This window comes from Acinetobacter sp. YH16052 (genome assembly GCF_013417155.1).
Lineage (GTDB): Bacteria > Pseudomonadota > Gammaproteobacteria > Pseudomonadales > Moraxellaceae > Acinetobacter.
The window spans coordinates 14,050-35,153 of sequence record NZ_VPEO01000019.1; the positions used below are offsets into that span (position 1 = coordinate 14,050).

Consider the following 21,104-nt stretch of genomic DNA (forward strand, 5'->3'; position numbering starts at 1 on the left):
TGTAGCAACTTGCTACACTTTTTCACTTTTCTTAATAAGCTGTTTTAAAAAATCTTCTAGTTGTAAGAGACTAGCTTCGTCAATTTCCGAGATATTCAGAGAAACCTTAAGCTGTTTTTGATTGAGTTTGATATTCCCCGCAATCTTACCTGCATATTCAATTTTTCTAACCACAGATGTTGTGGTCAGTTTTTCTGGATCCTGACTCAATATTTTTTCAGCATAGGCAGTAACTTTACTTTGCTCTAGTTTTTTGTCTTTTACTTTTTCCCAAGCCCCTAGTAAAGCCTTTTCGGCCTCAGAAAGTTGCTCTATATGATCCGACAGAAATTTTTTGAATGCAGTTGCAGCAGTACGACCTAGTAGGCCTGGTTCCACATCAAGGTCATTTAAAATTACTTGAGGCAGTTTTTCGTATGCTAAATACTTGTACATATCTTCGCGATTTAAACCCAGTGAATTGGCTAAACGTTGCTTGTTTTTCTTTAACTTCTCATCAAGTGAGTTCAGGCCAATAAAAATTTCATAATCTGTCAGGTCCTGACGCTTTAAATTCTCTGCTAAGGTTAACAAAGATGCTTCTACATTATTCGCATCAATGATAATCGCTTCAATCACAGACTTGCCGAGTAAATGGTGCGCCCGTAAGCGCCGCTCGCCTGCAATGAGTTCATATTTCAGATTATCAAGTTTACGCACTGTAATGGGCTGCAACAGACCGACTTCATTAATGGAATCCGCCAGTTCTTTTAATTGTGACTCTTCAAATAATTTACGCGGCTGGTTTGGACTGCGGCTAATATCCTCAATAGGAACATTACGTCTAAACTCTTTCAGCTCTCTAATATTGTCTTTCTGTGCTTGCTGATGTTTTTCTGTATTCTGTTTCAGTTTCTGAGCTAAAAGCTCTTTGGTGCTTGCCATAATACTCTCAGGTTTAAACTTTAGCTACAATTTCATTGGCAAGGCTTTCAAAAGCCTTACGTACTTTTGAATTTTTTTCTACATTCAAAAGTGATTGTTGCAGAATCGCTGCTTGATTAACTTTAGTACTTTGAGGAATGGTGGTCTCTAAAAGTTTTCCTACCTGTTTTAAGGCTTCATTCCGAATCAGCTTACAGACATTCTGACGTTCATCATGCTTAATTAGTAAAGCGCCTAAAAGCTCTAAATCTGGATTAATACGTTTGATCTTTTCAAGATGATTTAAAAGATCTGTTACCCCATACAATCCATATTGTGATCCGGATTCGATAGGAATAATGACATGTGTTGAAGATGCCAGGGCATTGCTGGTTAATAATTTAAGACTAGGTGGACAGTCGATCAATATAAAATCATAAAGATCTTTTAACAGTTCTAACTTGATATTTAACTCTTCAGAAGGACGGGGAGCTTCTTCTTTTAGTTGGTCTTCAGTTTTTCCTAAATTCAAGGAACCATAAATTAATGATACTTTTTCAAAGTTCGTTTCTTCTTGTAATGCATCTGCCAACAACGAAATATCGCCCACTAGTAATTCTGCTGTAGTCACAACAATTTCGCTTGGATGTTGGATCCCAATGTGTAAACTTGCGTTTGCTTGAGGATCTAAATCAATGACTAAAACCTTGTTGCCCAGATTGGCAAGTTCTGAGGCTAGGTGCACAACAGTCGTTGTTTTGCCACATCCGCCTTTATGATTAGCAACAGTAATAATTTTTGCAGACATGCGTGTCAGATGCTTCCGTATTTGAATGTTTAGTAATATAAATAACTTTCACTCATCTTACTATAGTTTTAAAATTTATAAATCCTATTTGTTCAGATGTAAAACAGCTTAAAAATAAATCTTTAACTAAGCTAGCTTAATTAATAATTAGAATAATTAGTTATTTAGCTAATTAATAATTAAGAGTGTATTTTTATTATATAAAACAAATGCTTAGAGTTTTAAAGGTGGAAGGTTTGTCACTCTAAAGTGGAAGGTCTGTCACTCTAAAGTGGAAGGTCTGTCACTCTAAAGTGGAAGGTCTGTCACTCTAAAGTGGAAGGTTTGTCACTCTAAAGTGGAAGGTCTGTCACTAGGGTGGAAGGTTTGTCACTGCTATTTTTTAAACCGCTATTTTTATTTAAAAATAATTTAAAAAACAATTATTTAATATGTTAATAAAGTCTCGTAACTAAGCCTTAAAGGTGGAATGATTGTCACTGTATATTTTTAACCTGTGGATAATCTGTTTTTATTGGATATTTCCTGATGATTATATGTGCAGTTATACCTTTCGAATCTAACTGAAAGGTGGAAGCCTTGTCACATCAGGGTTTCTATTTAATTTAACCTATCTGAATGTGGGTGAAAAAATAAAAATAGTCATTCTAAACTGTAATTTCGGGGGCTAAAGGTGGAAGGTCTGTCACTGTAGGGTGGAAATATTGTATTTAATTCCACTTTAAAGGCAAAAAACCGGATAATAACGCTTTTTTTTGATGACGGACCTTCCACTTTTAGAATCTTGTGGTGAAAGTCTTGAAAGTTTTTCCACTTTTGTATATAAAAACTAAGTCAAATTATAAATATCACGGTTATGACAGAATCTGAACCATTGCAAGAAGAAACGAATTATATTCCCTACTGTATAGGCAACATTCGCCATAATGGCGTTGTCAGTACTAGTAACCGATTAATTCGCCCAATCGAGTTGTCATCCAATGAATATAAGGCACTTCTATATGCAATGGCGGTTGCGAATTATAGTGAGAAAAATAAGGTAAATAGTGAAATTACCGAACAAACTTATATTTATTTGTATAAGGATGATTTGGCAGATTTACTAGGATTAAATAAACGTAATTCAATTAATGTTGCAATAGATCGGATCTATAAAGAGCTTTCATCCCGAGTAGCTCATTTTATTATTGAGGAGCCTGCTGATAATGGTAAGAGAAAGACTAAAAAAGTACATTCTGTCGTTCCCATTATCCGTGAGTTAAGATGGGAAGATGACTCTAAAAATGCAATTCAGATTCGTTTTACCAGTGAGGTGTTGCCGTATTTCACTCAACTGGCTGGGGGTAATTTTACTACCTATCAGCTAAAACATCTTTTTGCCCTAGATTCTGTTGCCAGTATGAGTCTTTATACTTATTTCATTAAAAACGAATTTAAGTACGCCAATCAAAAGAGTTATGAAGTGCCATTACTTTTAGAAAACTTGAAAGCACTGATTGATATTAATGAAACCAAATATGATCGCTGGGTAGATTTTAGACGCTATGTATTAGACAAAATAGTGGCAGAAATTAACGAAAATACAGATCTACAATTAGAGTATGAAACCGTTAAGAAAGGCCGTCCAATTGTAGGTGTGAATTTTAAACTGCATCATCGGATTGCTGATAAGGCACTGGATGAAATTGCAGTGATCGAAAAAATCTATCTTGATGTTCCATTTGAAGACAATGCATCCGTAAAAGAATTAGGGGCTAAATTCGATACGAATGTACGTTCTTGGTATATTTTTAATAATGATGAAAATTATCAGCAGTTCAAGAAGTGGTTTAAAAAAGTAGGATGCCTCACTGACTCTCAAGCAAATATTGTCATTAATGACACTTTATTCCAAATGGATTTTGCTGAAATTGGTATGGGGCTGAATGACTTTAAACGAAATATGAAGCATAAACTTAAAAACAATCCGGAATTCGTTCAAAGTATTCGTGAAAGACTGAATGATATTTTTGGTAAAGAGCTGATCTAGCGAAAAGTGTAGCAACTTGCTACACTTTTTTAGATATATGTTCGTAAAGAATACAAGTGGTAAGGACCCTAGGATAAAAACGACTCTGTTGCATAAAGGCTTTAGAGATAGATCTTCCCTAAGTTATACAAATTCAAGTGACAACTTGGGTATGAGGTCTGCCTAATTTCTTAAATCTATTCAAAACGTAAGCGTTCGCTGAACACACCTTATGAACTCATCCTATAAGCCTTAATTTAGTTCCTACTTAAAAACAAGTGGGGACTAAATTTATGACTACAAATAACCAGACATCCATCACATCTCTTGAGAAAAAACGAAGAACATGCAGTGCTGAAGTTAAACAGCAGATCGTTCAGGCTTGTAAAGCACCGGACGTTTCAATTGCTTCAGTCGCTTTGCAACATGGATTGAATACAAATTAATGTGGTTCCGTTAATTAGACCACTCAATTTAGTTTTATAAGTGATAAATCCGCTCTAAATATTTAAATTATGCTGCCATTACTTTTAGTAAATGTTGATCATAAAATTCATCCGGTGTTGCCTTATTCAAACTTGAATGAGGACGTATCATGTTATAAAAATCCAAATATTCAGCAATTGATTGTTTCGCTTGTTTAACCGTATCGTAAGCCTTCAAATAGACTTCCCCATGCTTCACGCTACGCCATAACCGCTCAATCATCACATTATCTATCCACCGTCCTTTCCCATCCATACTGATACAGATATTTCGCAATTTTAACTCATTCAAAAATGCCTCGCTTGTGAATTGACTGCCTTGGTCTGTATTAAACACCTCTGGACAACCATATTTCGCAATTGCTTCTTGCAACGCATCTATGCAAAAGTCTGTTTCCATACTGATCGATACACGATGAGCCAGTACTTTATGACTATGCCAATCTATAATTGCACACAGATAGACAAAGCCTTTAGCCATAGGAATGTACGTGATATCTGTACACCAGACTTGATTAGAGTGATCTATGAGCATGTTTTTCAACAGATATGGGAAAATACGTTGTGCAAGATTAGGCTTACTGGTATTGAGTTTGGGATACAAGGCATGTATTCCCATCAAGCGCATTAAACGTCGGACTTTACGCCGACCTATTTGATGTCCTTGACGCTGTAGCATATCTCGTATCATTCGACTGCCCATAAATGGGTAGTCGAGATGAATTTCATCGATTAGACGCATCAAACTCAAATCAGTTGATGAAATCTCTTTGGGCTTGTAATACAACGTACTGCGATTGATTTGAATCAATTGCGATTGTTGTCGTACCGAAAGTTGATGGGTCTTATCGATCATTTTTTGCCGCTCAGCTGCCCTATTTTTCTGAGTGCACCTTCTAAAAGATTAATTTGCAATGCCTGATGTCATATCTTGGCATGTAGAGCTTTGAGGTCAATCTCAGGTTCTTGTTGTGCTGTTGGTCGTGAAAAATACTGATTGATTGCTCAAGCAGTTGATTTTCCCAATCAATTATTTGGTTTTGATGTAAATCGAATTGAGTAGAAAGTTCAGCGAGTGTGTGGTCGCCTTTTAATTGCTGCGAGAGCAACTTTAACTTTAAAATCTGCTGAATGATTACGACGTTTTCTTCGTGTCATGCTTGACTCCAAAAACAAGCATTTCCCATGCTTATTGGGGAGTAGATTATCACTTATAGGCATGGTCTAAAATCCTAGACCCACATCACAGGTATTTGGACCACAGGCTGAGCTCGAAGGCCCGATAGGACAGCAACAACATACAATCCACGTAAAAAATCACAAAATCTTCATCTTCGTTTTATTAAGATGAGTCTGGTCAACTTGATCTGACCCAGATACAGAGAGATAGCGTTAAATTTTATCGCTCAATTTTTATTTTAAAAATGAAAGTAAGCAGAGGTATGTGGTGCGTAAAGTAATTGAATATGCGGGAGCAGATCTGTCAAGGATCATTGAAATGGCCTGGGAAGATCGCACCCCATTTGAAGCCATCCAGCGTGAGTTTGGCTTAAATGAAACTGCAGTGATTCGCTTGATGCGGAAAAATATGAAAGCATCGAGTTTTAAAATGTGGCGTGAACGAGTCACCGGCCGAAAAACTAAACATCTGCAACTGCGTTCACCCGATGTGATACGGGCCTATTGTTCACGGCAATACAAGCGTTTCTAAGCGTTTGATTTTGACCGCCGTCTAGACTCACGTTTACATCGTTCAGAACAGTATCTGACTTCCTCCCAGCAGCGTTGCCATTTCTTGCGCCAAGTAAAAGGGCGCAAGCAGTGAATACAGGTTTTTTCAGGGAGATGCTGTTTTTTCATGGTTTATAACTCATCGATCTGGCTAAGAAGCTGTTGGGCATGGCTGATGATCTGCGGCCGATCTTGAAGTTTATCTAGCTGTCGATAGATCATGCCCATACGTGGATGAGTACGAAATTTCGCCTCATTCCGGATCATGAAATACCAGTACAGGCTATTGAACGGACAGCTATCTAGCTCGGTGCGAGTTTTGACATTGTAGCTACAGTGCTTACAGTAATCGGACATCTTATGGATGTAATTGCCCGAGGACGCATAGGGTTTGCTGGCCATCAAGCCGCTATCGGCATGCATCACCATACCCAGCGTGTTCGGTAGTTCTACCCATTCATAGGCATCGGCATAGACTGCCAGATACCACTCGCTGATCTGCTGCGGGTCTACACCAGTTAATAAGGCAAAATTTCCAGTCACCATCAAACGCTGGATATGATGCGCATAGGCATGCTGAAAAGTATTACGGAAACACTCAGCCATACAGTTCATCCGAGTGCGGCCAGTCCAGTAAAATTGTGGCAATGGTGCTGAGTGCTGCAGTGCATTGCGGCTGGCATATTCCGGCATGTACAGCCAGTAAATCCCGCGGACATATTCGCGCCAGCCGAGAATCTGCCGGATAAAACCTTCGACTGCATTTAACGGTGCATGACCAGCATGGTAGGCCGCTTCTGCAGCATCACAGACTTCTCGGGGCAGCAGCAAGCCACAGTTCAAATAGGGTGAGAGCAGGCTGTGAAACAGCATGTCTGCACCCTGAACCATGGCATCCTGATAATCGCCAAAATGCGGCAAACTGTAGGCAATGAAATGCTCCAATGCAAGCAGGGCATTGCTACGCGTGGTGGCCCAGCGAAAATCGGCAAGGCTGCCGGGGTGATGGGAAAACTCGCGTTCAACCAGTTCCAGTACATCCAGATCAATCTGATCGCGTTCAAAGTACAGTGGCGCGGTCAATGGTGGACTGCCTGACCAAGCCTTGCGATTGGCACTGTCATAGTTCCATTGCTGTCCAAGCGGCTGCTGTTCCTGCATTAAATAGCCGGTCTGCTTACGCATTTCCCGATAAAAATATTCCATACGCAGTGTCTGGTAACGGCTGGCCCAGTGCCGGAACTGCTCCGGACTGCAGAAAAAACGCTCGTCATTCAGACACTGTATCGGCAGTTGCAGCTGCTGGCTCCAGTGCTGTTTAATCTGCTGCTGCAAGCGGTATTCTCCGCATTGGGTCATGACCAGTTCTGTGACGGGGAACAGCTGTTGCTGTGCCTGCACAAAATTCAGCAGGCTACGAATCGGACTGCCGGATTGAAAAGTATGATAACGTACACGCCAGCCTTCTGCTTTGAGTTCTTTGGCAAAATGACGCATGGCGCTAAAAATCAGGGCAATTTTCTGCGGATGATGGGCGACATAAGTGGCTTCCTCAACAACTTCGGCCATCAGGATCACATCCCGGGTACGGTCCAGTGTCTTGAGTGTAGCAAGCTGATGATGTAGCTGGTCACCCAGAATTAAACCGAAACGCATAGCCATTCCAGACCCGATGAAAGATAGCCTAGTGTAAAGCCAGCCAGTTCAATTTTTTGTGAAAATAAAGATCAGCCCGCATGTTCAGTCAATTCAGCTCGACCAGATGATCTGCTGACATTGCACAGAAATCATAATTGCTACAATAACAGACTGTTCATCTCTATAATGCTACAGCCAGTTGATGAAACTCGCTTCGCATTATTCCTGAAGGCATAATTGGTGTGAAAATTATGTTATTTTAATCAAAAAGATACAAATTATTATGGTTGTAATTCAGGCAGCGTGCGCCTAGTATGTTCCATGAAGTTACTCCATGTAAGCTTCCTTAGTTTTGTCCCATACACCCCTCTGTATGGGATTTTTTTTAATCCGGGGATTGTCATGAGCATGCATTCAAAAGCGTATATTTTTAGACAGCAGCAATTGCTGGTGGATGATCATTTCCAGTTGCCGCAGGTGGAAAGACTGCAGCACGACCTGAACCTGTCGGAAAATGGCCAGGTCATTGCACGCGATCTAAAAGAAGATGAAATAGTGCCCGAAGGTTATCAACTGGTCCCGATCCGGCAACTGGTACAGGTCTGGAGCAGGCCGCAGTTTGAACAGGCCAGCCGTGCGGTACAGTTACTGGAATGGCGCCGTAATCACCGCTTTTGCAGTAAATGCGGCCATGCTACCCAGCAGCACGCCAGCCAGTATGCCATGGTCTGTCCATCCTGTGGCTATAACCAGTATCCGCGGGTGAATCCTTGCGTGATTACCATCATCACCCGGGGTATAGATGAAATTCTGCTGGCGAAAAATGCCCGCAATAAAACCCAGATGTACAGCCTGATTGCTGGATTTGTTGAAGTCGGCGAAACCTTGGAGGAGGCAGTACGCCGTGAGACGCAGGAAGAAGTCGGGCTGCAGATCAAGAATATTCAATATCTGGCCAGCCAGCCGTGGCCGTTTCCCAGCAACCTGATGATGGCCTTCAGGGCAGAGTATCACTCGGGTGAGATTCAGATTCAGGAAGATGAACTGAGCGACGCGCAATTTTTCAAGTTTGATCAGTTACCTGAGATTCCCTTCAAGGGCAGTATCGCTTATGCCATGATTCAGCATGTGATGCATGGTACCCCTGTGGCAGATGACAGCAAAGAATGGCTTTAACCCGGAAAACAGCCTAGAGCTTTTTCGGCAGCAGGCCTGCTAAATCACATCATTTTGTCTTCACGCTTTGTTCACATCCACCTGGGTTATCTTAGTCCTGAAATCATTTAAGGCTTAAAAATGAATATTCTATTCAAGTCAGTTTTTGCGGTTACGGCACTGACCCTCATGAGCTTAAGCATGCTGACTCGAGCGGAAACAGTTGCGCCTCAGGCAGTCGATCAGGTGGATATCCAACAGTATGCAGGCAAGTGGTATGAAATTGCGCATTTACCGATGTATTTTCAGCGTAAATGTGTGTCGGATATTTCGGCACAATACACTGTCAAGGCCGATCGGACCATACGTGTCCTAAATAGCTGCCGGATTGAAAATGGTGAAATGATCAGCTCTGAAGGGGTCGCCTATCCGCAAAATCAGGGCAATAGCAAACTCAAGGTCAGCTTTTTGCCGCCAGGTTTAAGGTGGATCCCCTTCACCAAAGGTCATTACTGGATATTAAGAGTGGATCCGGAATATAAAGTCGCACTGGTCGGTGGACCGAGTAATAAATACCTGTGGATTTTATCGCGTGAACCGCAACTGGACGAAGCAACCTATCAGTCCTATCTGGAGACTGCGAAACACTATGGTTACGACATCACAAAGTTAATCAAATTGCCCCATTAATCTGCTACCCTTTTGCCGAACTGCCAAATCTCTCTACAGTTCGGCTTTTTTTTCACTTCACATAAAATTCATATCTGACTGATTACACTCATCAAATGAAATAAAGACAGTTGCTTGAAATAGGATGAGTCCATGTTGAAAAGTCTGATGCAATGGATAGATAGCTGGTCTATATCGACACCAACCGAAACACTGACTGCTGAAAATAGCAAGATTCGGTGGATCCGTATTTTGCCCTTTATTCTGCTGCATCTGGCCTGTTTCGCTGTGTTCTGGGTCGGGGTATCCTGGTTTGCGCTTGGTTTTATGCTCGCGTTCTACTTGATCCGCATGTTTTCCATCACGGCTTTTTTTCATCGCTATCTGTCGCATAAAACTTTTCAGACCTCCCGCCCGGTACAGTTCCTGTTTGTGCTGATTGGCACCATGAGTGCACAGCGTGGTCCGCTATGGTGGGCGGCGCATCACCGTTATCACCACCGCTATACCGATACCTTGCAAGATCCGCATTCCTCCACGCATGGTTTTTGGTACAGCCATGTTGGCTGGTTTCTGAATGAATATAATTTTGCTACGCGTAAAGAAGTGATCAAGGACTGGCTGAAATATCCGGAACTTATCTGGCTAGATCGTTTCAGTTTAATTGTGGTACTGCTGACCGCGGGTGGAATTTATGCACTCGGGTACTGGCTGGCCATCACCTGGCCGCAACTCGGTACGTCCGGCCTGCAATTGCTGGTCTGGGGCTTTGTCGTGTCTACCGTGTTACTGATCCATGCCACCTTGTGTATCAATTCACTGGCGCATCATTATGGCAGCCGGGATTTTGACACGGATGATCACAGCCGCAACAACTTATTCCTGTCCATCATTACTTTGGGCGAAGGCTGGCATAACAACCACCATTATTATGCTGGAAGTACCCGGCAGGGCTTTTACTGGTGGCAGATTGATGTGACTTATTACCTACTAAAACTCATGTCCTGGTTCGGAATGGTCTGGGGAATCAAGCCCATTCCGGCACGGGTCTATGAAGTCAGTAAAATAGCTCAGGCTCGAAAACAGAAAAAAGCCGCTACAGCAGGCACTCAAAAAATTCAATCGAAGGAATCACCATGAAAATTGCAATTATTGGTTCAGGTATTTCCGGTCTGTATGCTGCCTGGAAACTCAGCAAAGTGCATGAAGTCACAGTCTTCGAAAAGAATAATTACTTCGGCGGTCATACCGATACCCATCAGCTGAATATAGACGGTGAACAGGTCGCGGTGGATAGCGGCTTTATTGTGTTCAATGAGCATAACTATCCGCTGTTCTGTGCAATGCTGAAAGAACTTGGGATTCAATCACAAAGCAGTGACATGGGCTTTTCGGTGAATAATCAGGTCAGCGGCTTGCAGTACAATCCGTCAAAAAAATTCTCGCTGTTGTTCCGACCGCAAAACTTTTTTAACGCAGATTTTCGCGCGATGTTGTCGGATCTTTTCCGTTTCTATGCGGCGAATAAAGATCTGGATGTGGAGCAGGTCGATGCACAGCTCAGTATTGATGAGTATTTAAATCAACATGGCTATTCCGAAGCTTTCCGCCAGGAACATCTCTATCCGATGTGTGGGGCGCTGTGGTCCTGTCCGGTGGAACAAGCCGGACAGATTCCCTATAAATTTGTGGTCAGCTTTTTCCAGCACCATCGCATGTTGCAACTGAAAGACCGGCCCTTATGGCTTACAGTCAAGGGTGGATCGGCTCGCTACGTTCGTGCGATTCAGTCCCAGGCCAATATTACTTTCCGCAAAACTGCTGTGCATCAGGTATCCCGTAGTGCCAATGATGTACTGGTTGAAACAGCACAGGGCAGTGAGCGTTTTGACTGGGTGATCTTTGCTAGTCATGCTGACGACAGCCTGAAATTACTTAAAGACCCGACAGTGCAGGAGCTGGACGTGCTGGGCAAGTTCCGCTATCAGGCTAACCGCATGGTGGTGCATTCTGATACCCGCATCATGCCCAAATCCCGTCGTCAATGGGCCAGCTGGCATGTGCATGTCACCCCAAGTCAGGCAGCTGAACAGACGCCATTCCAGCACAGCGGTATGCACTATGGTTTCAGTTACTGGATGAACCAGTTGCAAAACCTGCAATGCAAGACTCAGGTTCTTGCCACCCTGAATCCTAACTTTGCCTTGGATCCTAAAAAGGTCTGGGTCGAACGGCATTACCGTCATCCGGTGTTTGATGCCTGCGCGATTGAAGCACAAGAACGCTGGGCCGAGATCAATAGCCAGAACCGCACCTCATACTGTGGCGCTTACTGGGGCTGGGGCTTTCATGAAGATGGTGCCCGTAGCGCTGCGTGGGTGGTCGATCAGCTCTTAAAACAGACCGAGCAGGCCGCCTAGGAGGATATGATGCAAATGTTTCCACTGGCGATTGCCTCTGCGGAAATCCGGCATCGCCGTTTCTTGCCTAAAGCGCATGCTTTTAAGACCCGGCTGACCTATCTATACTTTGATCCGGATCAGCTCTCAAGCTTTACCCAAAAATCCTGGCTCTGGTCTTGCAATCGCTGGAATTTCCTCACTCTGGACGAACGTGATTTTCTGACCATGGAATGTGGTTCGATTCGGCAGAAGGTCGCACGTCTGCTGATCAAGCGGGAAAACTACCTGTTAGCGCATGCCGCATCCATCCGGGTCTTGGCTCTGCCGCGTACACTCGGCTTTCGCTTTAATTCTGTGGTGTTTTATCTGGTCTTTGATGCCACCGACCAGCTGATCTTTGTCCTCAGTGAAATTACCAATACACCGTGGAATGAACGTCAGGTCTATATTCACGACTGTCGGCACAATGCAACTGAATATGCACCGTACCAAAGTCACCAGTTTGACTTCAAGAAGGCCTTTCATGTGTCGCCATTCATGCCGATGGCGCTGGATTACCGCTGGCGCTTCAGCTTTTCCGATCAAAACAATGTGATTCATATGCAGCTGTTTCAGCAAGGAATCTTGCAATTTGATGCCACCATGCAATTTTCGTTGCAAGCCATCACAGTTCCTTCACAACAGCATCGCTATGCTGTGCTGAAAGTTCTTGAGCCCTTCAGGATGGTCGGTGGAATTTATCTGCATGCCTTTCGCTTGTGGAAGAAGAAAATTCCATTTTACCGACATCCTAAAAAAGAAAAAGGAAACACATTGCGATGAAAACACTGTTTATGGGAGAAGAAAGCACAATGCCGGTGGTACTGCGCCATCTGCTGAAATTACGTCATGGTCAGCTGATTTTTAAAGGCGCCTGGAACGGGATTGTGGGAGAGAGCAGTGATTTGTATGCCGTGATTCAGGTGCATGATGCTAGGCTGATGGATCTGCTGTTCCGTAATGGCGTACTCGGTGCTGCTGAAGGTTTTATTCGCGGCTACTGGAGCAGTGAAGATCTGGTCAATGTGATTCGCATTCTGGCGCGTAACCGTGATGTGCTGGACCGGATGAACCAGAATGCGCTGGCCAAGGCCAGTCAGTTCCTGTTAAAGACCTGGTACAAATCCCGCAAAAACTCAATTGATGGCAGCCGTAAAAATATTGCCGAGCATTATGACCTGAGCAATGACTTTTTCAAGCTGTTCCTAGATAGCAGCATGATGTATTCCAGTGCGGTATTTAAAGAACCGGGCATGAGTCTGGAACAGGCCTCCGATTATAAAAAAGAACTGATTTGCCAGAAACTGCAGCTGAAACCGATGGATCATTTAGTTGAGATTGGCAGCGGATGGGGTGGTTTTGCCATTTACGCAGCACTGCATTATGGCTGTAAGGTAACCACCATTACCATCTCCCAAGCACAATATGATGAAGCGGTCGCGCGAATAGAGGCAGCCGGACTATCCCATCGCGTGGATGTCCAGCTGAAAGACTACCGTCTGTTGGAAGGCAAATATGACAAGCTGGTGTCGATTGAAATGATCGAGGCTGTAGGTGAGCAGTATTTACCGATATATTTCAACAAATGCCGTGAATTGCTGAAATCGAATGGTCTGGCACTGATTCAGGCCATCACCATTGAAGATGCCCGCTATGCCAAAGCCCTGAATACCGTGGACTATATCAAGCGTTACATTTTCCCGGGCAGTTTTATTCCTTGCATCAGTGTCATGACCCAAGCAGCTTCCGAGCAAAAACTGCGTCTCAAGCATCTGGAAGATATCGGCCAGAGTTATGCCCAAACCTTGCACTGCTGGCGCCAACGTTTTCTGGAGCAACGTGATCAGGTAATGGGGCTTGGTTTTGATGAGTCCTTTATCCGTATGTGGGATTTTTATCTGTGCTATTGCGAAGGTGGTTTCCGCGAAGGCGTAATCAGTGATGTGCATCTGTTATTCGAAGCCAGTGCTTACTAAGCCAAGATAAAACAGGAGGGCTGTTATGCTGCTGAATTTACTGGTGCTGAATGTCTTTATCATGTTCTGTAGCTGGCTGCTAGTGACCTATAACCAGCGTGCCGGACTGGTGGATGTGGCCTGGAGTTTCTGTATTGCACTCAATGTCATCATCCCTGCTTGGGTCATGGAAACTGCACCGCTGCTGATCCGGGTATTTCTGGGCGTGTTCAGCGGAATCTGGTTCTTACGCCTGACCTGGCATCTGCTGCGCCGTTATGCCAGTGAAACTGCAGAAGATACCCGCTATGCCAATATGCGCAGGGCCATGGGAGATTATCAGCATCTCGGTTTTCTGGCCTTTTTTATGTTTCAGGCCGGGCTGGTGGCACTGTTTTCCTATCCGATGCTGGAGTTGCTTAATATTCCGGTCCAGCAGTGGAATGACTGGACCCCCTATACCGTACTGGTGGCAGGCATGATCATGCTGCTGGCGCTGATCGGGGAGAGTACTTCCGACCAGCAGCTCTACCGCTTCAAGCTGGATCCCCAGAATAAGGGCAAAACCCTGGATCGGGGCTTATGGAAATACTCACGTCATCCGAACTATTTTTTTGAATGGTTACACTGGTTTGCCTATCCGGTTCTCGGTCTAGCGGCAGGAGTCTATGAACTGTGGCTCTATCCGCTGCTGATGTGGTTGTTTCTGTACTACATTACCGGCATTCCGTTTAGTGAACAACAGGCACTGGCCCATCGCGGCGAAAATTACAAAGCTTATCAACGACGAACTTCAATGTTTATTCCGTGGCCACCCAAAGAGTAGGTAAATACATGGACTTTATGATTCAACAATCTTTAAAACTGGTTGAAAAGGGTAAATTGCCCGATGCCGTGATTCGCGCAGGCATTCGCACTTTAAGCAAAAAACGTCTGGCACAGGAAGGGCGCTTTGACCCGGCACTGGCGGCACAGCGTTATATGGATGTGCTGCATATGCTGAAAAACAGCGCAATTGCCATCGAGACCGACAAAGCCAATGAACAGCACTATGAACTGCCCACCGCATTTTTTCAGGCGGTGCTAGGCAAGCGGCTGAAATACAGCGCCAGCCTGTTTGAACATGATCATACCACACTGGATCAGGCGGAAGAAGCCGCACTGGCCAGCTATTGCCAGCGTGCGCAACTACAGGACGGGCAGGATATTCTGGAAATTGGCTGTGGCTGGGGCTCACTCAGTCTGTATATGGCCGAGCATTATCCTAACGCCCGGATTACCGTAGTGTCGAACTCCTCAACCCAGCGCCAGTATATTCAGGAACAGGCCCGTCTGAAAAAACTGCAGAACCTGACAGTGGTCACCTGTGATGTCAATGTACTGCAACTGGAACCGGCTGCTTTTGACCGTGTGGTTTCGGTGGAAATGTTTGAGCATGTGCGCAACTACCAGAAACTGTTTGAAAATATCAGCAGCTGGCTGAAAGACGATGGCTTGCTCTGGTGCCATATTTTCTGTCACCGTTTCCTGCATTATCCATTTGAAGTTAAAAATGAATTTGACTGGATGTCGAAATATTTCTTTAGTGGCGGTCTGATGCCGGCAGCTTCAACTTTCCTGCATTTCCAGCAGCATTTGCAGCTGGAACAGCACTGGCAATGGGCCGGCACCCAATATGAACGCACCGCAAATGCCTGGCTGGAGAATATGGACCAAAAGCAGGCCGAGCTGCAGCCCCTGTTTGAACAGACCTATGGCGCAGATGCTACCATCTGGTGGCAACGTTGGCGGATTTTCTTTATGGCCTGTGCCGAATTATTCGGTTATGACCATGGACACGAGTGGGTGATCGGCCACTTTCTGTTTAAAAAGAAAGCCGTATAATTAAACGCTGAATCGGATGCGCCAACGGGGAATTGATCAATGTTAAAGCTGTTTAGGGACAAACGCGATCATCCTCTGGGTGAGGTGTTTAACCGCTATTACTGGCTGCAAATCGGATTCATTGCCTTGTCGGTGGTGATTGGCATTGCCTGTAGTGCCTGGGTGATTAAAGGCTTTTTGCTGCGCATCGCCTTGGAACAGGAAATGTCACACTACTGGCAGCGGCTGGAACGCAATCCGGCCGCCGAACTTCCCGACACCAAAAACCTATATGGTTATCGTTGGTATGATACCCCTCCTATGCAGTTTCAGCACATGCAGTTCGAGCAGGGCGTCAATCGGCATTTTGTCGATGGTAAAGAGCGCATGACCGTCTACGGTGAAAAAAATCGGCAGCATGTGCTGCTGGTCTTTGGCGAAAGTAACGTCAACAAACTGGTCTGGCTGTTTGGTCTGGCACCACTGATGGTCAGTTTGTTCGTGCTGTACAGCGTATTGTGGTGGTGGAACCGTCGCGCCAAACGTTATTTTTCTCCGATTACCCGGTTGGCCAATGCGCTGGAACATATCGACTGGGAACATCAGAAAAATCAGGCTTCACCTTTTCAGGACATTCGCACTGATTCCAATCTGGAAGCTGAATACCTGAAGCAGGCATTAGAAAAATACCATCAGGTCTTGAGTGCATTTATTCAGCGTGAACGTGAGTTTACCGGTGATGTCAGTCATGAACTGCGCACCCCATTGACGATTTTAAAAGGCAATGTGCAACTGTGTCAGGCACGCTATGGTAACAACAAATCCTTTACCCGCCTGCACAACACTATTGAAGACATGCAGCTGCTGGTCGATACCTTACTGGCCATCGCCCGAAATACCACCAACACCCTGATAGCCGAGCCCACTATGCTGTCAGAATGTCTGGAGAATCTGGTACAGGATCTGGACAGTGTCAGCCACAACAAAGGCATGCAGATCGACCTACAAAAAGACCTGGATGAACAGCCGCGTAAAATGTACCCGTCAATGACCAAAATGGTGTTTGGCAATATCCTGCGCAATGCACTGAATTATTCGCAAGGCACGGAAATTGATGTCATTCTGCAAAAAAATAAAGTGCTGATTGCTGACAATGGAGTGGGTATTCCCTTACCGAATAACTCCAAAGTTCAGGAACTGTCCGACCAGCAACTACAACTAGAAATCAAAGGGCACGGCATTGGTCTGCAACTGGTACAGAAACTGTGCAAGCAGCTGGGCTGGCGGGTGGAACTGTTTGACCGGCAATATTATCTTAGCACCCATCAGGATGTTGATCTGACAATGACCACCGGACTGATTGTAGTGGTGTATTTGAACGAGGTTTTCGCCTGAAAAGCTTAGGCTTCTAAAGCAATCTTTAAACCGACACCGGAGATGGTATGAATCAGTTTCTGCTCAAAAGGCTTGTCAACCATTTTACGCAGATTATAGATATGACTGCGCAGGGCATCGCTTTCCGGTTCTGCATCTCCCCAAAGCTCCATCATGATTTCCTGTTTGGTTAGGACCTTAGGTGAATGACGCATTAACAATTTCAGGAGTTTGAACTGGATAGGGGGTAATTCAATGGTCTGGCCGGCTCGCGTCAGTTGCTGTCTGGCCGGGTCCAAAATCAGATCATGAATCTGTAGCCGGCCACTGGATACCTCACCTAAAGAACGTTTAATCAGAGCTTTGACCCGAACCACCAGCTCGTTAAAATCAAAGGGCTTAACCAGATAATCATCCGTGCCGGAATTAAAACCTTTGAGTTTGTCATCCAGCGTATCGCGCGCCGTCAACATCAGTACGGGTAAATCCAACCCTTCCTCATGACGCAGCCATTCACACAGTTCATAACCTGAACCATCAGGTAAATTAATGTCTAGAAGCAAAATATGATAGCGCTGCTGTTTCAGTAGCTGGCGTGCAGCGTTCAGATTGCGGGCATGATCCACTACAAAATCATGTTCTTCCAGAAACTCGCATAAGGTAGAGGCCAGTTCATAATGGTCTTCGACCATCAGGATAAAATGTTTCGACATAGCGGCAGAGACTAATTCAATAATTGCTGTTTTAATTTAGCACTAAATGGCTGCGAACCCAGCCAGATATTAAAATATTGTTGTGCTAGAGGATGCTGAAGATTGCCTAGTACCTGCTGATTCAGCATCAAGGTCAGGGTCTGTGTCTCGGCTTGATAGCTTAAACGATAAAGATCACCCGGTTTTACCGGCTTATAAAGCTGAGTAATTCTATCTAATACTATTAAGTGTTTAGACTCTCGCTCATTACGCTTCAGAAAATGGGTCGCTGCACGCTTGAAAGCCCATTCCGGAATATTCTGTGTATAGGAAAAATCAATCTGCATATTCTGGCCTTGCCAGGGTTTTGTACAGTTCTGAGCATAATAACGGGCGACGCCAACCTGTTTCTGAGCCACCAAAAGTGGACCACGACCACACTGATTCATATTCTGGGCATGTGACCATGAACTGAAACTGCAGAGCATCAGTAGTCCCGTACTTAATACTACTTTTTGAATGGCAGTACCCATGAATAGGCTCCTCCAACATAAGGTAAAGAACGATACAGGCCATTGGCCGGATCCCAGAAATCCTGCTGGAAAATAATCTTATTGTCTCTGTTGACTTTGATTTCACTGATCCCAAAAGAATCCATAGTTCGAGTCGTGCCAAACATTTTAAAGTCATAGGTCATATGCCAGTGCACGTAGGCAGAGTCTTGGTAATAGGAGGTATTTAATAGTTTGACATTCACGTTACTGACACGCTTGTTCATCCCTTGAAAATGTTGGAGTAGATTTTGACGTGATGAAAATTGGGATAAGGTATCGTTAATAAACAGCTGATCGGCATAGAGTGATCCGGCTCGTTCAATAAATGCAGGTGTACCCAAAGTATTAAATGCTGAGGTAAAGCGTATGCCGATGTCTTGGGCTTTAGCCTGATCCAGCGCAGTTCCCTGAATTTGGTTTCTGGATTTTGCATAATCACTTGAATAGCTAGGAATACTTTTACATCCAGCTAAAACTAGTAGCGGTAAGGACAAGGTAGCTAGCAGTATTTTTTTGACATGTTTCATATTGGCTATCCGTATTAGGTCTATGCTGATACTTTAGGCCGAAAGTCGTGAACAGAATGTGAAGAGGATGAAAGGCTGTTAAATGAGCAGTAAACAGAAGCTCTTTAATGATGGAGTAACGTGTATATCCTCAGTCCTGTCTAAGCCTTTTTTGACATTCCCCAACTTTTCGCAGAAAGCAGAAATTCATAATTTAAAGCCACGAGAATGCTTTGCATATTGAAGCTATTCCGGTCTTCGGGTAACTGTAATAGAAGTGGCAAACGTGTCACCCCATTTTCACCATTGGCAAAAGCATAATGGCGCACTTTAGCGTCAATCACCGGAATTAAATTCTTGGCTTCCAGATACACACTTTCCTGAGTGGCCTGCTTTTGCATGGCAATCATTCTGAGATAGCAATAATCGCGAACCTCAGTCAGATTCTTTTTGAGTTCATTGATCTTTAATTCATGATTTTCAGGTTTTTTAAACAGCCGTTTAAGAAAACCGCGATTTTCGGTATTTTGTATTTCACGTTCTAACTGGCGTATTTGCTGCTGGATCTGGCGAGTTTGTTCAAGCGTGTCATTCAGAAGCTCTCTAATTTCCTGGGTAGGTGCTGAAAGGGCCAGCACCTGTTGCTGATAGTGAAACTCATCATGAAAAATCACAAAGATTTGGGTGCGACGTTGTTCCAGTAATTTTAAATAGGCAATTAAGCGATATTTGAACAGACGCGCATGCGGATTAAACTGCAGCATCGGTTGCTGCGATAAAATTTCCAGCTGATGCAGAAACTCATTGATTAATCTTAAAATATTTAAATAGCAAGGCTCTAGACTAGCAGAATAGATATGTTAGTCTAGAATCATGATAGAAAACAGCAAATTAAGTAACTATAAGATTAAAAAAATTATTCAGTGCTTTTGCATTGATATTCCTGCTTCTAAAACAGCCTTATTGCTTAACTTGAACCGTAATACCATCAACTATTGGTACATGCTTTTTAGAGAAGCAATCTACGATCATCAAACAGATTTAAGAGCAAAGTTTGTAGGTTCTATTGAAATTGATGAGAGCTATTTTGGAGCAAAAAGACAACGTGGTTTTCATGGGAAGTTGAAGCGAGGTCGAGGTACTTTAAAACAACCTGTATTTGGAATATTTGAAAGGAATGGTCGAGTTTATACAGAAATAGTCCCTGATTGTAAAAAGACTACATTACAACAAGTTATCTTAGGTAAAGTTGCACTTGAAAGTGTAATTTATAGTGATGGTTAGCGTGGATACAATGGTTTGGTAGATGTTGGTTACTCAAAGCATTTTAGAGTAAATCATGGAGCGAATGAATTTGCCAGAGGACAATGTCATATAAATGGAATAGAGTCATTCTGGAGCTTTTGTAAAAGAAGGCTAGCAAAGTTCAACGGTATATCAAAAGAGTATTTTGATTATCATCTTAAAGAAACAGAATGGCGCTGGATGAGGGAGCCTAATGAGCTAGCAACAGAGTTGTGGGACCTCATTAGGTAAAACTAAGTGCAAATCTGCTAGTCTAGAGCCTAATTTTAAATATTTTGATTTGTTGATAAACCTTATATAGACATCGCGATACTTTGATATTGGAAAATCAAATGGTAAAGTTATTACGTGATATATCACGTTAACTCATTGAGCTGTTCTGTGTTAGCTGGATATAAACATATAACATCATAATCGGTATTTTTAGGCTAAAGATATTCTGTTGGGCCTAAGTAGTAAATTTAGAAATTAACCATTTCAACTGTATTGAGCTTGTATAGCCAGTATCGATTGAGAGAGTCATGATAGAAAAAATTGGGCATGCAAAAAAAACACCTGAAGTTCTAACTGAAGTTTTCACCAAGTTAAGTTACGTTTTGATATTAGATTTACCAGATTTTATTCAAGATTTTGTATTGGATCTTAAAAATAAGATGGATGATGAAATCAAAAGAATGCTTGACCAAGCAGCAAAAGACAATCAAGACGTTGATGAATTTGAAATTTTAAAGTGGTTACTCGATACAATTGATGTAGCTCCTGAAGAAACTGAAGAGGTTAAAAAGCACCAACATAAAGAGGTGCATGCTGTGCTATTTACTTGTTTTTTTACTCAATTGTCCGAGGCCTTAAGTCTGAAGTTATCAGAACATATGAGAGTGGAGTCAAAACCGCAGCGTTGTGTTAAAAAATTGACTCAAAGAACTTATAAAAAATATTTTGGTTTGCCTAAAAACTTCAAGCTCAAGTTAGAACGAAACCTGAAAATCAATTTTTACCCTGAAAAATTATGGTAAC

The 21,104-nt window shown here is 43.3% G+C and carries 20 protein-coding genes and 3 pseudogenes; 14 read left to right on the top strand and 9 right to left on the bottom strand.

The genetic code is table 11. From position 1 onward, the window contains the following. Positions 1-12: 12 nt before the first annotated feature. Complete coding sequence (locus FTV42_RS12500; RefSeq protein ID WP_180038948.1) at positions 13-924, bottom strand: ParB/RepB/Spo0J family partition protein; 912 nt, start codon at positions 922-924, stop codon at positions 13-15. A 13-nt stretch (positions 925-937) separates the two neighbouring features. Continuing rightward, the gene (locus FTV42_RS12505) at positions 938-1,711 is read right to left on the bottom strand and encodes a ParA family protein (protein ID WP_004647772.1); all 774 of its coding nucleotides are present in this window, start codon (positions 1,709-1,711) and stop codon (positions 938-940) included. An 856-nt stretch (positions 1,712-2,567) separates the two neighbouring features. On the opposite strand from FTV42_RS12505, the gene FTV42_RS12510 reads away from it, so the two are divergent. Both FTV42_RS12510 and FTV42_RS12515 read left to right on the top strand, forming a co-directional pair. Further along, positions 2,568-3,740 (top strand): replication initiation protein, encoded by a 1,173-nt coding sequence (locus tag FTV42_RS12510; protein ID WP_180038949.1) that lies wholly within the window; start codon positions 2,568-2,570, stop codon positions 3,738-3,740. Between the two features lie 272 nt (positions 3,741-4,012). Next, positions 4,013-4,162, top strand: a pseudogene (locus tag FTV42_RS12515) (transposase); the annotation flags it as partial. 70 nt (positions 4,163-4,232) lie between these two features. On the opposite strand, the pseudogene FTV42_RS12520 reads toward FTV42_RS12515, so the two are convergent. Further along, positions 4,233-5,362 (bottom strand): annotated as a pseudogene (locus tag FTV42_RS12520) (IS3 family transposase). A gap of 301 nt (positions 5,363-5,663) precedes the next feature. Here FTV42_RS12520 and FTV42_RS12525 point away from each other — a divergent pair. Then, the gene (locus tag FTV42_RS12525) at positions 5,664-5,915 is read left to right on the top strand and encodes a TIGR03643 family protein (RefSeq protein ID WP_373683236.1); all 252 of its coding nucleotides are present in this window, start codon (positions 5,664-5,666) and stop codon (positions 5,913-5,915) included. On the opposite strand, the gene FTV42_RS12530 is transcribed toward FTV42_RS12525, so the two are convergent. Both FTV42_RS12530 and FTV42_RS12535 read right to left on the bottom strand, forming a co-directional pair. Further along, on the bottom strand, positions 5,912-6,064 hold the full coding sequence (locus FTV42_RS12530) for a DUF2256 domain-containing protein (protein ID WP_180038950.1): 153 nt from the start codon (positions 6,062-6,064) through the stop codon (positions 5,912-5,914). The two genes, FTV42_RS12525 and FTV42_RS12530, sit on opposite strands and share 4 nt — an antisense overlap. 3 nt (positions 6,065-6,067) lie before the next feature. Beyond that, positions 6,068-7,591 (bottom strand): cryptochrome/photolyase family protein, encoded by a 1,524-nt coding sequence (locus tag FTV42_RS12535; RefSeq protein ID WP_180038951.1) that lies wholly within the window; start codon positions 7,589-7,591, stop codon positions 6,068-6,070. A 384-nt stretch (positions 7,592-7,975) separates the two neighbouring features. On the opposite strand from FTV42_RS12535, the gene nudC reads away from it, so the two are divergent. The 9 genes from nudC (at position 7,976) to FTV42_RS12580 (ending at position 17,051) form a co-directional block, all read left to right on the top strand. Further along, positions 7,976-8,749 (top strand): NAD(+) diphosphatase, encoded by a 774-nt coding sequence (nudC, locus tag FTV42_RS12540; RefSeq protein ID WP_180038952.1) that lies wholly within the window; start codon positions 7,976-7,978, stop codon positions 8,747-8,749. Between the two features lie 120 nt (positions 8,750-8,869). Beyond that, positions 8,870-9,418: a lipocalin family protein gene (locus tag FTV42_RS12545; RefSeq protein ID WP_180038953.1), complete on the top strand. Its 549-nt coding sequence runs from the start codon at positions 8,870-8,872 to the stop codon at positions 9,416-9,418. A 132-nt stretch (positions 9,419-9,550) separates the two neighbouring features. After that, positions 9,551-10,537 (top strand): acyl-CoA desaturase, encoded by a 987-nt coding sequence (locus FTV42_RS12550; protein WP_180038954.1) that lies wholly within the window; start codon positions 9,551-9,553, stop codon positions 10,535-10,537. Beyond that, positions 10,534-11,817 (top strand): NAD(P)/FAD-dependent oxidoreductase, encoded by a 1,284-nt coding sequence (locus FTV42_RS12555; protein WP_180038955.1) that lies wholly within the window; start codon positions 10,534-10,536, stop codon positions 11,815-11,817. Before FTV42_RS12550 ends, FTV42_RS12555 begins: the two co-directional genes overlap by 4 nt. 9 nt (positions 11,818-11,826) lie before the next feature. Continuing rightward, a complete protein-coding gene (locus tag FTV42_RS12560) occupies positions 11,827-12,621 on the top strand; it encodes a DUF1365 domain-containing protein (protein ID WP_180038956.1) in 795 nt (264 codons plus the stop codon). Next, positions 12,618-13,814 (top strand): cyclopropane-fatty-acyl-phospholipid synthase family protein, encoded by a 1,197-nt coding sequence (locus FTV42_RS12565; protein WP_180038957.1) that lies wholly within the window; start codon positions 12,618-12,620, stop codon positions 13,812-13,814. The genes FTV42_RS12560 and FTV42_RS12565 overlap by 4 nt, the downstream gene beginning before the upstream one ends. Positions 13,815-13,839: 25 nt before the next feature. Further along, positions 13,840-14,619, top strand: coding sequence for a DUF1295 domain-containing protein (locus FTV42_RS12570; RefSeq protein WP_180038958.1), 780 nt, complete (start codon positions 13,840-13,842; stop codon positions 14,617-14,619). A gap of 8 nt (positions 14,620-14,627) precedes the next feature. Further along, positions 14,628-15,677: a cyclopropane-fatty-acyl-phospholipid synthase family protein gene (locus FTV42_RS12575; protein ID WP_180038959.1), complete on the top strand. Its 1,050-nt coding sequence runs from the start codon at positions 14,628-14,630 to the stop codon at positions 15,675-15,677. Positions 15,678-15,716: 39 nt separating this feature from the next. After that, complete coding sequence (locus tag FTV42_RS12580; protein ID WP_180038960.1) at positions 15,717-17,051, top strand: HAMP domain-containing sensor histidine kinase; 1,335 nt, start codon at positions 15,717-15,719, stop codon at positions 17,049-17,051. Positions 17,052-17,056: 5 nt separating this feature from the next. Here the strand turns inward: FTV42_RS12580 and FTV42_RS12585 are convergent, their stop codons facing one another. The 4 genes from FTV42_RS12585 to FTV42_RS12600 all read right to left on the bottom strand — a co-directional run bounded on the left by FTV42_RS12585 (position 17,057) and on the right by FTV42_RS12600 (position 19,546). Next, a complete protein-coding gene (locus FTV42_RS12585) occupies positions 17,057-17,743 on the bottom strand; it encodes a response regulator transcription factor (RefSeq protein ID WP_180038961.1) in 687 nt (228 codons plus the stop codon). 11 nt (positions 17,744-17,754) lie between these two features. Beyond that, positions 17,755-18,255, bottom strand: a complete 501-nt coding sequence (locus FTV42_RS12590) for a chalcone isomerase family protein (RefSeq protein WP_180038962.1) — start codon at positions 18,253-18,255, stop codon at positions 17,755-17,757. Next, the gene (locus FTV42_RS12595; protein WP_180038963.1) at positions 18,231-18,803 is read right to left on the bottom strand and encodes a nuclear transport factor 2 family protein; all 573 of its coding nucleotides are present in this window, start codon (positions 18,801-18,803) and stop codon (positions 18,231-18,233) included. Before FTV42_RS12595 ends, FTV42_RS12590 begins: the two co-directional genes overlap by 25 nt. 140 nt (positions 18,804-18,943) lie before the next feature. Then, positions 18,944-19,546 carry a hypothetical protein gene (locus FTV42_RS12600; protein ID WP_253174939.1) on the bottom strand — a complete coding sequence of 201 codons (603 nt, stop codon included), beginning with the start codon at positions 19,544-19,546 and terminating at the stop codon, positions 18,944-18,946. A gap of 109 nt (positions 19,547-19,655) precedes the next feature. Between FTV42_RS12600 and FTV42_RS12605 the strand changes: the two are divergent. Next, positions 19,656-20,318, top strand: a pseudogene (locus tag FTV42_RS12605) (IS1595 family transposase). A 290-nt stretch (positions 20,319-20,608) separates the two neighbouring features. Beyond that, positions 20,609-21,103 (top strand): transporter, encoded by a 495-nt coding sequence (locus FTV42_RS12610; protein WP_145758465.1) that lies wholly within the window; start codon positions 20,609-20,611, stop codon positions 21,101-21,103. Position 21,104 lies beyond the last annotated feature (1 nt).

What these genes read in the sequence shown, in the direction of transcription:
- FTV42_RS12600 (WP_253174939.1), bottom strand. Translation starts at nt 19,546, where the DNA reads ATGCTGCAGTTTAATCCGCATGCGCGTCTGTTCAAATATCGCTTAATT.
- FTV42_RS12545 (WP_180038953.1), top strand. Translation starts at nt 8,870, where the DNA reads ATGAATATTCTATTCAAGTCAGTTTTTGCGGTTACGGCACTGACCCTC.
- FTV42_RS12585 (WP_180038961.1), bottom strand. Translation starts at nt 17,743, where the DNA reads ATGTCGAAACATTTTATCCTGATGGTCGAAGACCATTATGAACTGGCC.
- FTV42_RS12560 (WP_180038956.1), top strand. Translation starts at nt 11,827, where the DNA reads ATGCAAATGTTTCCACTGGCGATTGCCTCTGCGGAAATCCGGCATCGC.
- FTV42_RS12535 (WP_180038951.1), bottom strand. Translation starts at nt 7,591, where the DNA reads ATGCGTTTCGGTTTAATTCTGGGTGACCAGCTACATCATCAGCTTGCT.
- FTV42_RS12500 (WP_180038948.1), bottom strand. Translation starts at nt 924, where the DNA reads ATGGCAAGCACCAAAGAGCTTTTAGCTCAGAAACTGAAACAGAATACA.
- FTV42_RS12595 (WP_180038963.1), bottom strand. Translation starts at nt 18,803, where the DNA reads ATGAAACATGTCAAAAAAATACTGCTAGCTACCTTGTCCTTACCGCTA.
- FTV42_RS12505 (WP_004647772.1), bottom strand. Translation starts at nt 1,711, where the DNA reads ATGTCTGCAAAAATTATTACTGTTGCTAATCATAAAGGCGGATGTGGC.
- FTV42_RS12590 (WP_180038962.1), bottom strand. Translation starts at nt 18,255, where the DNA reads ATGGGTACTGCCATTCAAAAAGTAGTATTAAGTACGGGACTACTGATG.
- FTV42_RS12555 (WP_180038955.1), top strand. Translation starts at nt 10,534, where the DNA reads ATGAAAATTGCAATTATTGGTTCAGGTATTTCCGGTCTGTATGCTGCC.
- FTV42_RS12550 (WP_180038954.1), top strand. Translation starts at nt 9,551, where the DNA reads ATGTTGAAAAGTCTGATGCAATGGATAGATAGCTGGTCTATATCGACA.
- FTV42_RS12610 (WP_145758465.1), top strand. Translation starts at nt 20,609, where the DNA reads ATGATAGAAAAAATTGGGCATGCAAAAAAAACACCTGAAGTTCTAACT.
- FTV42_RS12570 (WP_180038958.1), top strand. Translation starts at nt 13,840, where the DNA reads ATGCTGCTGAATTTACTGGTGCTGAATGTCTTTATCATGTTCTGTAGC.
- FTV42_RS12575 (WP_180038959.1), top strand. Translation starts at nt 14,628, where the DNA reads ATGGACTTTATGATTCAACAATCTTTAAAACTGGTTGAAAAGGGTAAA.
- FTV42_RS12580 (WP_180038960.1), top strand. Translation starts at nt 15,717, where the DNA reads ATGTTAAAGCTGTTTAGGGACAAACGCGATCATCCTCTGGGTGAGGTG.
- FTV42_RS12510 (WP_180038949.1), top strand. Translation starts at nt 2,568, where the DNA reads ATGACAGAATCTGAACCATTGCAAGAAGAAACGAATTATATTCCCTAC.
- FTV42_RS12530 (WP_180038950.1), bottom strand. Translation starts at nt 6,064, where the DNA reads ATGAAAAAACAGCATCTCCCTGAAAAAACCTGTATTCACTGCTTGCGC.
- nudC (WP_180038952.1), top strand. Translation starts at nt 7,976, where the DNA reads ATGAGCATGCATTCAAAAGCGTATATTTTTAGACAGCAGCAATTGCTG.
- FTV42_RS12565 (WP_180038957.1), top strand. Translation starts at nt 12,618, where the DNA reads ATGAAAACACTGTTTATGGGAGAAGAAAGCACAATGCCGGTGGTACTG.